Genomic DNA, 13,164 nt, shown 5'->3' with positions numbered 1-13,164 from the left:
GGACCGGCCGGGGTGATCAGTCGAAGAGCTGGTCGAGGTGGTAGTCGATGGCCGCGGCGGCGTCCTGCTCGGTGCGGTGGCCGAGCAGCAGTCCCTGGGACAGCGCGTCCGGCAGCAGCACGATCAGCTCCGCCTCGCGGGCCGGGTCGACCTCCTCGGTCAGCTCACCGGCGGTCTGGGCCTCGCGGAGCTCCTCGGTGATCCACTTCTCCAGCCGGGGCCAGAACTCCCGGTAGTGGGCGGCGAGCTCGGGGGCCGCGACGGCGCGCTGGAAGAACGCGATCGAGACGAGGAACTCGCGGCGGCTGTCGTCGGTGGTGGCGAGCATCTCCAGCATCAGGGCCCGCAGCACGTCGCGGGTGGTGACCTGCTCGGGGTTCTCGGCCAGCCGGGCCTCGATCCGCTCCCCGGCGCGCTGGACCGCGTAGTCCATCGCGTGCGCGAGCATCTCCTCCTTCGTCGCGAAGTAGTGCTGCACCGCGCCCATCGAGATGCCCGCCTCGGCCGCGACGTCGCGCAGGCTCACCGCTTCGAGCCCGCCGGTGCTGGCCAGCCGCAGCAGCGCCTCGGCGATGAGCACCCGCCGCTGGGCGTGATCGACCTTCTTCGGCATTCCCCCGCCTTTCCGATGCACCCGCATTGCCAACCGGGCGGTCGAGCTTTTACCATGCGAGTGCATCGTAAACCCGATCGGTTCCGGGAGGAACCCATGAGCGCCGTGCGCACCGAGCGCCCCACCCGCCGCATCGCGGCGATCGACGTGGTCCGGGGCGTGGCGATCCTCGGCACGCTCGGCACCAACATCTGGATCTTCACCCACCCCTCCGGCCCGTTCTCGCTGTTCCCGGACACCACCGGTGTCGCGGGCGCGGTGGAGACCGGGCTGCGCGCGGTGGCCAACGGGAAGTTCCTGGCCCTGCTCACACTGCTGTTCGGCGTCGGCCTGGAGCTCCAGTACCGGTCGGCGGTGCGGCGCGGGATGCGCTGGCCCGGCCGCTACCTCTGGCGGGCGGCGCTGCTGTTCGTCGAGGGGCTGCTGCACTACGTGCTGGTCTTCGAGTACGACGTGCTGATGAGCTACGCGGTGACCTCGATGCTGGTCGCCTACCTGATCGGCCGCAGCGACCGGGCGCAGCGGAGCTGGATGGTCGCGGCGGGGGCGCTGCACGTGCTGCTGGTCGCCGCGGGCACCGCCGGGCAGCTCACCGACTCGTGGCCGCAGACCAACCCGAGCACCGCGCTCTACACCTCCGGGAGCTGGCTCGACCAGGTCCACGCCCGGCTCACCGACTGGGCGCAGTTCCGCGCGGAGGCGATGTTCATCCTGCCGATGTCGGTGCTGCTGTTCCTCGCGGGCGCGCGGCTGCTGCGCGCCGGGGCGTTCGCCGCCGACGGGCAACCGCTGCGGAACCGGTTGATGGCGTGGGGGTTCGGCCTCGGCCTGCCGCTGAACGCGCTGACCACCGCGGCCGGTCCGGACTGGGCGCTGGTGGACCGCTACCTGGTGCCGCCGGTCGTCGCGATCGGACTGCTCGGCCTGGTGCCGACGATCCTGTTCGGACTGCGCGGTGATCCCGGTCCGCTGCACCGCGGTCTGACCTCGGTCGGCCGAACGGCGTTGTCCTGCTACGTCTTCCAGAACCTGGTGGCGTCGATCGTGTGCTACGGCTGGGGATTCGGCCTGGCCGCGCGGTTCGACGAGTTCCGGCCCTGGTGGGTGTTCGGGCTGTGGGCGGCCATCTGCGCGACGTTCATGGTGCTGGCGACGTGGTGGCTGCGGCACTTCGAGCGCGGCCCGCTGGAAGCCGCCTGGAACTGGGCCTACCAGCGTCCGTTCCGGGGCCGCTCCTGAGCCGGTCCCGGGGCTCCGGCGCGCCGCCGGGCACCGAGCGCGCTGAGCCGCACCAGGGCGGTGGCCAGCGCGGCGCCGAAGGCGAACCCGACGAGCACGTCGTGCGGGTAGTGCACGCCGATCAGCACGCGGGAGGCCGCGACGAGCACCGCGAGCGCCACGACGAGGCCGGTGCCGCGCCGCCGCAGCAGCGCCCACCCGATCGCGAAGGCCGCGGCGGCGGTGGCGTGGCTGCTCGGGAAGGACCAGTCGCCCGGCGGCGGGCACTCGGCGATGGTGGCCGCGACGTCCGTCGCCGCGCAGGGCCGCTCCTGCCGGAACAGTCCCTTCGCCGCCTGGCTGAGGAACCACCCCGCCACCCCGGCGACCACCGGGACCAGCGCCCGGAGGTCCCGGGTGCGGGCGAACAGCACCAGCGGCAGCAGGCCGAGCAGCACCAGCAACCCCTGGGTGCCCAGCAGCGCCAGGTGGTGCACCGCCCCCGGCAGACCCACCGCCCACTCCGCGATGCTCCGGTACCAGGCCGCGCTGAGGTCCCCCGTCCACACGGAGCCGCACCCTACTGCCACCCCGACCGAGTGATCTTTTCGAGGTGAGGGGCACCTTCGTCCGAGCAAGGGGTTCTTTCGGAATGCGGCGGAGCCGCATGCGGTGGGGCACGCAACCGGCACCCCCGCGGGTTCTCAGCGGCCTTCTCGCGAGGACAGCCGTGACGCCGTGTCGTCGTTGGTACATCAGGAGCGGCTCCCGGAGCGGGAGGGCCGCTGCGGTTCCGCCACCCGCACCGCCACGCAGACCATCGTGAAAGCTGCCCCACCCTCCCGGGCGAAACGGGCGGATCGTCGGTGCTGTCCGGGTGCTGCCCCGGCGCCCGGTACCGTCGAGCGGGTGAGGCCGTCGGTGCGGGATCTGCTGCTGTGGCTGGTGCTCGCGCTGCCGGTGCTGCTGGTGAACCAGATCACCGCCGACGCGCCGTTCGCGTGGTGGGAGATCGCGCTCGGCGTGGTCGTGGTCGGTGCCGCCGTGCTGCTGCGCGTCCGGCACCCGTTCACCGCCGTCGTGGTCGCGCTCACCGCGTGGGCCGCGGCGATGGTCTCCCGGCCCGAGTCGCCCGCGTCGGCGTCGGTGGCGTTCTGCGCGCTGCTGCTCGGCGCCGGCTACGCGGCGGGCAGGCGGATCACCGGGCAGCGCGACGCGCTGTTCCGCTACGTGCTGGTCGCCGCCGTGCTGTCGGTGCTGGTGCTGGTCGTGTCGCAGGATCCGGGCGCGTGGCTGGTGACCGTGATCGGCGCGGTCCTGTTCGGACTGGTGCCGTGGCTGCTCGGCGCCTACCACCAGCAGTACCGGGCGCTGGTGCGGGCCGGGTGGCAGCACGCCGAACGGCTGGAGCACGAGCAGCGGATCATCTCCGAACAGGCCCGGCTGCGGGAGCGCACCCGCATCGCCGGGGAGATGCACGACCTGCTCGGGCACCAGCTCAGCCTGGTCGCGCTGCGGATCGGCGCGCTGGAAGTGGCCCCGGACCTCGCCCCGGAGCACCAGCGCACGGCGGGCCAGGCGCGCGGCGCGGTGACCGCGGCGGCCGAACGGCTCCGCGAGGTGGTGGAGGTGCTGCGCGAGGACGGCCCGCCGCTGACCCCCGGCACCAGCGCGGCCGAGATCGTCGAACACGCCCGGCGGTCCGGGATGGAGGTGTCGCTGCACGAGACGGGCACCGCACCGGAGTCCTCCACCCGGCACCGCGCCGCCTGCCGGATCGTGCAGGAGGCCCTGACCAACGCGGCCAAGCACGCGCCCGGCCAGCCGGTGGCGGTGCACCTCGCGCACGACGAGCGGCGCAGCACCGTGTCGGTGCGCAACCCGCTGCCCGCCGAACCGGTCGAGGCGCCCGGCGGCGGGTTCGGACTGGTCGCGCTGGCCGAGCGGGTCCGGCTGGCCGGGGGCGGGTTCGACGCCGGGGCCGACGGCGGCGAGTTCGCGGTCACCGCCGAACTCCCGCAGCAGGTGCGCGTCCCGGAGACCGACTCCGCCCACCGCTGGGCCCGGGCCGAGGGCCGGATGCGCAGCAGCCGCAACACCGCGCTGGCCACCGCCGCGGCCAGCGCCGTCGGGTTGGCGCTGCTGTCGGTGGGGCTGACCACGATGGACACCGTGACCTCGGTGCTGCCCGCGCGGACCTTCGACGAGCTGCGGATCGGCCAGTCCCGCGCGGACATCGCGCCGCTGCTGCCCGCCCGCACCCGCATGGACGACGCGCCCGAGGGCGACCCGCCGCGGCCCGCCGGGTCCCGCTGCGAGTTCTACAGCACCCACGCCAACCCGTTCGACGCCGAGCGCGGGCAGCTCCACCGGCTGTGCTTCCGGGACGGCGTGCTCGTGGACAAGGACCTGCTGCGATGAGGGGAGAACCGATGGTGCGGGTGCTGCTCGCCGACGACGACGCCGTGATCCGGGCGGGGGTGCGCGCGATCCTGTCCCAGGACATCGAGGTCGTCGGCGAGGCCGCCAACGGGCGCGACGCGGTGGACCTGGTCCGCGCGCACCGCCCGGACGTGGTGCTGCTGGACATCCGGATGCCGGTGCTCGACGGGCTCGCCGCCACCGAGGAGCTGCGCACCGTCGCCCCGGACACCGCCGTGCTGATCATGACGACCTTCGACGAGGACGCCTACGTGGCGCGGGCGCTGCGCGCCGGGGCCAGCGGCTTCCTGCTCAAGACCGGTGATCCGCGGGAGTTCGCGCTCGGCGTGCGGGCCGCCGCCGACGGTGGCGCCTACCTCTCGCCGCCCGTCGCCCGCCGGGTCATCGCCCAGTTCGGCGGGGACCGGGCGCGCCGCGCCGACACCGCCCGGCAGCGGGTCGACGGGCTCAGCGGTCGGGAGCGCGAGGTGCTCCGGCTGGTCGGCGAGGGGCTGTCCAACGCCGAGATCGCGCGTCGGCTGCACGTCGTGGAGGGCACGGTGAAGGCCCACGTCAGCGCGATCCTCGGCCGGTTGGAGCTGAAGAACCGGGTGCAGGCCGCGATCCTGGCCTACGAGGCGGGCTTGGTGGGCGCGGGACCGGCGTGAGGCAGCGGCGCGTCCCGGCGGACCAGCAGCAGGTGCAGCACCGCCGTGCCGAACACGACCACCGTGGTGCCCAGCACGAGCCCGACGAGGACGTCGTGCGGGTAGTGCACGCCGACGTAGACCCGCAGGAACGCTTCGAGCGGGGCCAGCGGGAGCACCAGCGCGGCGATCCGCCGCCACGAGATCGCCAGCCCGACGGCCGCCGCCGTGGCGATCGTCGTGTGGTTGCTGGGCAGCGAGAAGTCGCCCAGCGCCGGGCATTCCGAGATCGTCGCCGCGATGCCGCGCACCGCCCGGCACGGCCGGTCCTGCTCGGCGGCGAGCTTGGCGAACTCGCTGATGCCGTAGGCGAGCACGGTCAGCGCGGGGGCGGCGACGGCGAACGCCTTGGCCCGCGGCGTCGCCCGCCGGTTGCGCCACAGGTCGGCCAGCACGAACAGCCCCAGCACGATCACGACGGCTTCGGTGGCGACACCCGCGAGCGTCCGCACCCACTCCGGTGAGGCGTGGGCGAGATCGGTGATCGTCCGGTACCAGTCGACGCTGAAGCCCGGCACGTCCGCCACGGGTGTTGCCATCGAAACTCCTTACCTCGTCCCAGTGAATCGTTGATCAACATTAGGGAACGGGGCGCAGCGCCCGCAGTGGGCCTTCGGCACCGGCTAGGTTGACTTTCGTCCAGTCCCCCTCTCCCGGAGGAGCACCGTGCGCCGACTCCTGCTGGCCGCAGCCACCGCAACGTTCGCCCTGGTCACCACCCCGGCAGCCGCCGCGAGCGGGACGCTGGACCCGGTGCTGGACCCGGCCGCCGACCGGATCGCCACCGCCGACCTGGTCGCCGCCGCCAAGTGGGGCACCGGCAAGCCGATCGAGGACCCGGCGCGGGAGCGTCAGGTCCTCGATCGGGTGAGCCGGCGGGCCGCCGAACTCGGCGTCGACCCCGACGTGGCGGTGCGGGTGCTGCGCGACCAGATCGAGGCGAGCAAGCTCGTCCAGCGCGCCTGGCACGGCCACTGGGCCGCCCACCCCGACCAGCGGCCCGAGCGGCGCCCCGATCTCGGCGAGGTCCGGCCCGAGATCGACCGGGCCACCGAGGCGATCCTGCTCGGCCTGCGCGCCACCGCCGAGGTCCGCACCGGCCCGTCCTGCCCGAGCGCCCTGGCCGCCGCCTACCACCGCACCGCCGAGGACCTGATCCCGCTGCACCGGCTCGGCCTCGCCCGAGCGTCCACCTCGCTCTGCTGACCACCACCCGTTCGGGCCGTGAGTGAGGGGCACCCTTGCCCAAGTAACTCGGACAAGGGTGCCCCTCACCTCGATCGAATCCGGGGCGCGCGTCACCCGGGCGGGTGGTGAGTGAGGGGCACCCTGTACCACGTAACGGGGTGCAGGGTGCCCCTCACCAGGGCATCAGCCGGTCCAGAGGGCGGCGATGCCGCCGAAGGAGCTCACGCCGAGGTAGAGGGTGAGCAGCCAGGTGAGCACCCCGGCCACCAGCAGCCACCTCGGGTAGCGGTAGCCGCCGAGCAGGTCGCGCCGCCGCGCGGCCACCCACATCAGCACCCCGAAGCCGATCGGCAGGATCAGCCCGTTGACCGCACCGGCCAGCACCAGCAGCGTCGCCGGAGCCCGGTCGAGGACCAGGAACAGCACCGCCGACAGCGCGATGAACCCGACGACCAGCCAGTTGCGCCTGCGCTCCAGCGCCGGGGAGAACGTCACCACGAACGACACCGAGGTGTAGGAGGCGCCGATCACGGAGGTGATCGCCGCGCCCCACAGGATCAAGCCGAACAGCCGCAGCCCGACCTCGCCCGCCGCGTGCAGGAACGCGCTGGCCGACGCGTTCTCCCCGGCCAGCACCACGCCCCCGGACACGACGCCGAGGACCGCCAGGAACAGCACGATCCGCATCGCCCCGGTGACCAGCAGCGCCACCACGGAACCGCGGCTGACCTCGGCGACCTTCGCCGGCCCGCTGATCCCCGCGTCGACCAGCCGGTGCGCCCCGGCGTAGGTGATGTAGCCGCCGACCGTGCCACCGATCAGCGTGGTGATGACGAGGAAGTCGACGTCGTCGGGCAGCACCGACTGCCGCAGCACCTCGCCGACCGGCGGCCCCGCCACGAGCGCGACGTAGCCGGTCAGCCCGATCATGAGCACGCCGAGCACCACCACGATGCGGTCCATCGCGATCCCGGCGCGCTTGCTCAGGAAGATGCCGATGGCGACCAGCGCCGAGATCGCCCCGCCGATCTTGGCCTCCGTCCCGAACAGCGCGTCGAGCCCCAGCGAGGTGCCCGCGACGTTGCCGATGTTGAACACCAGGCCGCCGAACACGACCAGGGCCGCCATCGCGTACCCGGCGCCGGGCAGGACCGCGTTGCCGAGGTCCTGGGCCCGCCGTCCGGACACCCCGATGACCCGCCAGACGTTGAGCTGCACGGCGATGTCGACCAGGATCGACACCAGGATCGCGAACGCGAAGGCCGCGCCCAGCCGCACCGTGAACGTCGTGGTCTGCGTGATGAAGCCAGGACCGACGGCGCTGGTGGCCATCAGGAAGATCGCACCCAGCAACGGTCCCCCGACGCTGCCCGCGCCCGCACCGCGGGCCGTGGCGAGATTTCCGGTCATCTGTGTCTCCGATCACATCGAGTGCGAGCGAAGGTACAGAGTTGTTGAACAATCCGGCAATACAACATCCCCGCAGAACACCCGGACGGCTCAACGCCGCTCCCGACGCACCGAGGCTCTGAGAACCTGGGCGTGCGGTCCCCGAACCACCGGAGGTCCCCGTGCCGCGACACATCCCGAGGTGGCTGGCGAGGCTGCCGATCCCGCTGTTCCGCATCGGCCTGGGTCCGCTGCTCGGCGGACGCCTGATGGTGCTCGAACACCGGGGCAGGCGCAGCGGCGAACCGAGGCTGGTGGCGCTGGAGGTGCTCGCCCGCGAACCCGGCGCGCTCTACCTGGTGTCCGGGTACGGGCGGCGGTCGCAGTGGTTCCGCAACGTGCTGGCCGATCCCGCGGTGCGGATCTGGACCGGCGCGCTGCGCGGCGCACCCGGCCGCGCCGAGGTCCTGCCCGCGGCCGAAGCCCGCGCCCGGCTCCAGCGCTACCGGGACGCCCACCCCGCCGCCGCGCGGGCCCTCGGCCGGGCGCTGGACCTGCCCGCGCTCGCCGACCCGGCGCCGCTCCCCGAGGACATCGCCGACCCGGACATCGCCGACCGGCTCCCGATCGTCCGGATCGCGCCCCGCTGACGTTCCGGGTGTGCGAGGGTGCTGCCCCGTGAACACGGGAACGACGCAGCAGCCGACGGGCCTCGGCGGACCGGCCGCCGTCGCCACCGCGATCGGGGCCGGCCTGCTCGCCGGGGGCCTGACGGCCTTCGGGCAGGCGTGGCTGCCGGACGCCCTCCGATCGCTGGCCAACTCCTCGGGGTCCTGGTCGCTGCTGGCCTTCGCGCTGGCGCTGGTCGCGCGCCACCGGGGCGGGGCGGCGCTGTCCGGTTTCGCCGCGCTGGCCTGCATGCTGCTCGGCTACGTGCTGGTGAACGAGGCGCGCGGCTACCCCTCGTCGACCGGCCTGGTGCTGTTCTGGACCGCCGCCGCGGTGGTCGCCGGACCGCTGCTCGGCGCCGGGGCGCACCTGCTGCGGTGGTCCCGGGGCCGCGCGGCGATCTGGGGCATCGGCGCGATCAGCGGCGTGCTCGTCGGCGAAGGCGCCTACGGGCTGCTCCACATCGCCGACACGACCTACCCGCCGTACTGGTGGGGCGAGATCGTCGTCGGCGTCCTGCTGCTGCTCGCCGCGCACGCGTGGCGCTTCCGCCGCTGGTCCACCACCGCGACGGCGGCGCTGCTCACCGCCGCGGTCGCCGCCGCCTTCGTGCTGGCCTACTCGAACGGCGGCACCCTCATGCAGCTGCTCTGATCAGCCGAAGCCGTTGTGCGCCAGCCAGGAGTCCAGCAGCGCCGCGTCGCCGCGCACGTCGACGGCGCGCGGTGACCGCCGCCGATAGCAGACGAGCAGCAGTTCGGCCAGCGGCCCGCGCGCGGTGGCGGCGGCCGTCCCGGTCCCGCGCCGCCAGGTGACGACCTCGCCGGTGAGGTCGACCACCCGCGACACCGGGGCGTCGGTGGCCGCCAGGAGCAGCACGCGCCCGGGACCGAGCAGCGGTTCCCGACCGGGCTGCGGCAGCGAACCGAGCTCCAGCCACTCGTCGAGGCAGTCGGTCGCGACGTCGCTGTCGAGGTCGAAGCCGCTGTCCAGGGCGAGCGCCGCGTCGGCCCGGTGGATCGCGGTCTCGTGGGCGAAGCGACGCGCGAGGAACGCGGTCCGGCCGCCGGGCAGCGGCGCCCACACGTCCAGGTCGGGCCCGGCCGAGCGCAACGCCGCCGCCAACCGCGCGGCGCCCTCGGCCAACCACGGGGCGAGCACCGCGGGGTCCTCGTCGGCGTAGCGGGAGAGGTCGCGGAAGTGCTCGTCGGACGGCGGCCCGTCGGCCCGCGTCCGCACGATCTCCTCCGCCCAGCGGTGCCCTCCGCCGAGGTGCCGCACCAGCTGCCCGAGGTTCCACCCCGGGCAGGACGGCACCGGCACGGTCGGGTCAGCACCCTCGACGAGGGATCGCAGCAGCTCGGATTGCGCGACGATCTCGTCGCAGCAGCGGTCGTGGTCCACGGCCGACACGGTAGGTGAGCACTCCGACACCGCGGGCGGTGACGCGGCACGCAGCGTCACCGCTGTCGGGCCGGAGCTATCCTTTCGGGGGTCCACCGCTGGTAGGACCCGTCCCGAACCTCCCGACGAGGAGCAGCATGAACACCGCTGTCGCCGCCCTGCTCCAGGACTTCTCGCTGGAGATGACCGGCAAGGACGCCGCCGAGTTCGACGCGGCGCGCGGCGCGCTGCCGCCCGGCACCCGGGTGAACGTGACCTTCCTGGGCACCGAGGACTCGGGGCAGCGGTTCGACGCGGTGCGCCGGATCGCCCGGGCCGGACTGGTGCCGGTGCCGCACCTCGCGGCCCGCAGGCTGGAGTCGCGGGCGGCGCTGGAGGAGTTCCTGGCCGGGGTCCGGGACGCCGGCGCGGGCCCGGAGGTCTTCGTCGTCGGCGGTGATCCGGCCGAGCCGCTCGGACCGTACGAGGACGCCGCCGACGTCCTCGAAACCGGGCTCCTCCCCCGCTACGGCGTGCGCCACGTCGGCATCGGCGGCTACCCGGAGGGCCACCCGGCCATCGACGACGCCGCGCTGCGGACCGCGCTGAAGCGCAAGTGCACCGCCCTCGACGAGCAGGGGCTCGGCGGCAGCATCACCACCCAGTTCGGCTTCGACGTCGACCCGGTGCTGTCCTGGCTGGCCGCGCTGCGCGACCGCGGTGTCGACCTGCCGGTGCGCATCGGCGTCCCCGGTCCTGCCGGGGTCAAGCGGCTGCTGCGCTACGCCACCCGCTTCGGCGTGAGCACCGGCGCGGGCATCGCGCGCAAGTACGGGCTGTCGCTGACCAACCTGATGGGCACCGCGGGCCCCGACCGCTTCGTCCGCGACCTCGCCGCCCGCCACGACCCGCGGCGGCACGGCGAGATCGCGCTGCACTTCTACACCTTCGGCGGCCTCCGGGCCACGGCCGACTGGATCACCCGCGCCCGCGCCGAAGGCTGAGGCGGCAGCCTCGGCGGCGGGCACCACCGCGCTGCCCGCCCCCTGCCGGTGCCCGGCTGCGGGCGCTGGTCGGGGGCGCGACCGACCGCCGACCGGACCGGGCGCGGACCCGCCGGGGAGTCTGCCCGGGACCGTGGTCATGTCGCCCGTCCGGGCGTAGGGTGCCTCGTCGTGAACCGGGATGTACCGGACGGCCGCCTCCGACCGGACCGCGAGGCGGGATGACGCCCGCGATCGAGACCCGCGGGCTGCGCAAGGACTACGGCCGCCGCACCGCGCTGCGCGGGATGGACCTGACCGTCGAGCCGGGCTGCGTCTACGGTCTCGTCGGCCCGAACGGTGCGGGCAAGACCACGGCGCTGCGGATGCTGCTGGACATCATCCGGCCCACCTCGGGCGAGGTCCGCGTGCTCGGGAGCGTTCCGCGCGAGGGCGGCCCGGCGCTGCGCCGCCGCATCGGCTACGTCCCCGGCGAGCTGCGGCTGGACGGCCGGGCGACCGGACGAGCCCTGCTGCGCCACTACGCCGAGATCAGCGGAGAGGTCGAGCCGGGGACCGTCGATTCCCTCGCGGAACGCCTCGACCTCGACCTCGCGCGCCCGGTCCGCACCCTGTCCAAGGGCAACAAGCAGAAGCTGGGCCTGGTGCAGGCGTTCCTGCACCGCCCCGAGCTGCTCGTGCTCGACGAACCGACGAGCGGGCTCGATCCGCTGGTGCAGCGCGAGTTCCTGCGGATGGTGCGCGAAGCGCGCGACGCCGGGCAGACGGTGCTGCTGAGCTCGCACGTGCTCAGCGAGATCCAGCAGTCCGCCGACCGGGTCGCCGTGCTGTCCGGGGGAGAGCTCGTCGCCGACGGCAGCGTGTCCGAGCTGCGGCTGACGGCGATCCGGCACGTCCGCGGGCAGGTCCCGGCCGACGCGGCCCCCGGGGCGCGCGCCGCGCTGGCGGCGCTGCCGGAGGTCCGCGAGGTCGACGTCGCCGAGTCCGGCCGGTTCTCGGCCGTGCTGGACGGTCCACCCGCGCCGCTGCTCACCGCGCTCGCCGGGCTCGGTGTGCTGGACGTCGTGATCGAGGAACCGGACCTGGAGCACTCGGTGCTGACCTTGTACGGGCGGGGGACCGGCGATGGGTAGCGCCCTGCCGCTCCTCCGGCGCGACCTCGCCGAGTCCCGGTGGGGGCTGGTCGGCTGGGCGTCCGGACTGGCCGTGTTCGCCGGGCTGTACCTGCCGCTGTTCCCGACCTTCGGCGGACGCGACAGCCAGCTCGCCGAGCTGATCCGGTCGCTCCCGCCCGCGCTGGTCAAGACGCTCGGGTACGAGGACATCGTGTCCGGTGCCGGCTACGCGCAGAGCACGTTCTTCGGGCTGATGGCCTTCGCGCTGACCGCGTTCGCCGCGGTCTCGTGGGGCTCGGCCGCGATCGCCGGGGCCGAGGAGTCCGGGCGGCTGGAGCTCACCCTCGCCCACGGCGTGAGCCGCGCGCGGCACGTCCTCGAATCCGCCCTGTCGGTCCTGGTCCGCGTCGCGGGACTCGCGCTGGTCGCGGTGCTGCTGGTGCTCGCGCTCGACGGCCCGTCCCAGCTCGGGCTCGCCCCCGCCCACGTCGCGGCGGCCGGGGTGTCCCTCGCCGGGCTCGCCGTCCTCACCGGGGCCGCGTCGCTCGCGGCCGGAGCCGCGACGGGACGGTCCCGGTGGGCCACCAGCGCCGGGGCGATCATCGCCTTCGGCGGTTACGGAACCAACGCGGTCGCCAACCAGTCACCCGACCTCGACTGGCTCCACGCGCTCTCGCCGTACGCCTGGGCGTGGCGCGGCGCGCCGCTGGAAGCGGGCTGGGACGTGCCGGGGCTGCTCGCCCTGTGGGGCACGGGCGCGGTGCTGGTCGGCGCGGCGGTCTGGCTGCTCGACCGCCGCGACCTGCGGCCCTGACCGTGCTCCGCGTGGAGGCCGACGTGGACGCGGGGGCTGAGGCGCGGACCGGGCGGCGACCGCCGCGATGCTCCACCCTGGGTGGGTCGACCACACCAGGAGGAGCGCCGTGCGGTTCGAAGAAGACATCGAGAAGTTCGCCGACACCGTCACCGACCTCGCCCGCGACCTCATCGCCCCGCGCTCGTTGTCCGAGACCCTGAACCGGATCACCCAACTGGCCGTCGACACCCTGGCGGGCTGCGACCACGCGGGAGTGCTGCTGGTCCGCCCCGGCAGGCGGGTCGAAGCCGTGGCCTCGACCAGCCAGCTCGTCGAGGGCTCCGACAAGGCCCAGGGCGACCTGGGGGAAGGTCCCTGCTTCGACGCGGCCCGCGAGGGCCGGTCCTACCGCGTGGTCGACATGCGCACCGAGACGCGCTGGCCCCGCTACGCGCCCGCGGCCCGCGAGCTGGGCATCGGGGCCATGATGGGCTTCCAGCTCTTCGCCGAACCCGACAGCCTCGCCGCGCTGGACCTGTACTCGGAGGAGCCCTACACCCTCACCCCGAAGTCCCAGCAGCTCGCCTGGCTCTTCGCCTCGCACGCCGCCGTGGCCATCGCCGGCTCCCGAGGCGGCGACGAGCTGCGCATCGAGGGTTGA

General features: G+C 74.2%; 15 protein-coding genes. 10 read left to right on the top strand and 5 right to left on the bottom strand.

Translation table 11 applies throughout. The features are described 5' to 3' along the window. Positions 1–16: 16 nt before the first annotated feature. Positions 17–613, bottom strand: coding sequence for a TetR/AcrR family transcriptional regulator (locus tag ABD976_RS03510; protein WP_345356993.1), 597 nt, complete (start codon positions 611–613; stop codon positions 17–19). A 96-nt stretch (positions 614–709) separates the two neighbouring features. Here ABD976_RS03510 and ABD976_RS03505 point away from each other — a divergent pair, with 96 nt between their 5' ends. Beyond that, positions 710–1,852, top strand: a complete 1,143-nt coding sequence (locus ABD976_RS03505; protein ID WP_345356990.1) for a DUF418 domain-containing protein — start codon at positions 710–712, stop codon at positions 1,850–1,852. Here the strand turns inward: ABD976_RS03505 and ABD976_RS03500 are convergent. Beyond that, entirely contained in the window at positions 1,822–2,400 is a 579-nt protein-coding gene (locus ABD976_RS03500; RefSeq protein ID WP_345356987.1) for a phosphatase PAP2 family protein, read from the bottom strand. The two genes, ABD976_RS03505 and ABD976_RS03500, sit on opposite strands and share 31 nt — an antisense overlap. Before the next feature lie 340 nt (positions 2,401–2,740). On the opposite strand from ABD976_RS03500, the gene ABD976_RS03495 reads away from it, so the two are divergent. Together ABD976_RS03495 and ABD976_RS03490 are read left to right on the top strand one after the other, a co-directional pair. Continuing rightward, positions 2,741–4,252 carry a sensor histidine kinase gene (locus ABD976_RS03495; RefSeq protein ID WP_345356984.1) on the top strand — a complete coding sequence of 504 codons (1,512 nt, stop codon included), beginning with the start codon at positions 2,741–2,743 and terminating at the stop codon, positions 4,250–4,252. 11 nt (positions 4,253–4,263) lie between these two features. Continuing rightward, entirely contained in the window at positions 4,264–4,920 is a 657-nt protein-coding gene (locus tag ABD976_RS03490; RefSeq protein WP_345358679.1) for a response regulator, read from the top strand. Here the strand turns inward: ABD976_RS03490 and ABD976_RS03485 are convergent. After that, entirely contained in the window at positions 4,884–5,498 is a 615-nt protein-coding gene (locus ABD976_RS03485; protein ID WP_345356981.1) for a phosphatase PAP2 family protein, read from the bottom strand. The genes ABD976_RS03490 and ABD976_RS03485 overlap by 37 nt on opposite strands. Positions 5,499–5,625: 127 nt before the next feature. Here ABD976_RS03485 and aroQ point away from each other — a divergent pair, with 127 nt between their 5' ends. Continuing rightward, positions 5,626–6,165 carry a gamma subclass chorismate mutase AroQ gene (aroQ, locus tag ABD976_RS03480; protein WP_345356978.1) on the top strand — a complete coding sequence of 180 codons (540 nt, stop codon included), beginning with the start codon at positions 5,626–5,628 and terminating at the stop codon, positions 6,163–6,165. Positions 6,166–6,330: 165 nt separating this feature from the next. Here aroQ and ABD976_RS03475 read toward each other — a convergent pair whose 3' ends face one another. Then, a complete protein-coding gene (locus ABD976_RS03475; RefSeq protein WP_345356975.1) occupies positions 6,331–7,557 on the bottom strand; it encodes an NRAMP family divalent metal transporter in 1,227 nt (408 codons plus the stop codon). Positions 7,558–7,718: 161 nt separating this feature from the next. Between ABD976_RS03475 and ABD976_RS03470 the strand changes: the two genes are divergently transcribed. Together ABD976_RS03470 and ABD976_RS03465 are read left to right on the top strand one after the other, a co-directional pair. Next, entirely contained in the window at positions 7,719–8,186 is a 468-nt protein-coding gene (locus ABD976_RS03470; RefSeq protein ID WP_345356972.1) for a nitroreductase family deazaflavin-dependent oxidoreductase, read from the top strand. 28 nt (positions 8,187–8,214) lie between these two features. After that, positions 8,215–8,859, top strand: coding sequence for a DUF6518 family protein (locus ABD976_RS03465; RefSeq protein ID WP_345356969.1), 645 nt, complete (start codon positions 8,215–8,217; stop codon positions 8,857–8,859). Here ABD976_RS03465 and ABD976_RS03460 read toward each other — a convergent pair whose 3' ends face one another. After that, positions 8,860–9,609, bottom strand: coding sequence for a maleylpyruvate isomerase family mycothiol-dependent enzyme (locus ABD976_RS03460; protein WP_345356966.1), 750 nt, complete (start codon positions 9,607–9,609; stop codon positions 8,860–8,862). A 137-nt stretch (positions 9,610–9,746) separates the two neighbouring features. Between ABD976_RS03460 and ABD976_RS03455 the strand changes: the two genes are divergently transcribed. From ABD976_RS03455 to ABD976_RS03440, 4 genes are all read left to right on the top strand, one after another. Then, positions 9,747–10,592, top strand: coding sequence for a methylenetetrahydrofolate reductase (locus tag ABD976_RS03455; RefSeq protein WP_345356964.1), 846 nt, complete (start codon positions 9,747–9,749; stop codon positions 10,590–10,592). Between the two features lie 221 nt (positions 10,593–10,813). Continuing rightward, positions 10,814–11,725, top strand: a complete 912-nt coding sequence (locus ABD976_RS03450; RefSeq protein ID WP_345356961.1) for an ABC transporter ATP-binding protein — start codon at positions 10,814–10,816, stop codon at positions 11,723–11,725. Then, a complete protein-coding gene (locus ABD976_RS03445; RefSeq protein WP_345356958.1) occupies positions 11,718–12,521 on the top strand; it encodes an ABC transporter permease subunit in 804 nt (267 codons plus the stop codon). Before ABD976_RS03450 ends, ABD976_RS03445 begins: the two co-directional genes overlap by 8 nt. A 109-nt stretch (positions 12,522–12,630) precedes the next feature. Then, positions 12,631–13,164, top strand: coding sequence for a GAF domain-containing protein (locus ABD976_RS03440; RefSeq protein ID WP_345356955.1), 534 nt, complete (start codon positions 12,631–12,633; stop codon positions 13,162–13,164).

Source organism: Saccharopolyspora cebuensis (assembly GCF_039542665.1).
GTDB classification, from domain to species: Bacteria; Actinomycetota; Actinomycetes; order Mycobacteriales; family Pseudonocardiaceae; genus Saccharopolyspora; species Saccharopolyspora cebuensis.
Note: the sequence above shows the minus strand (reverse complement) of the source record. Positions and strands in the feature narration are given on the sequence as shown.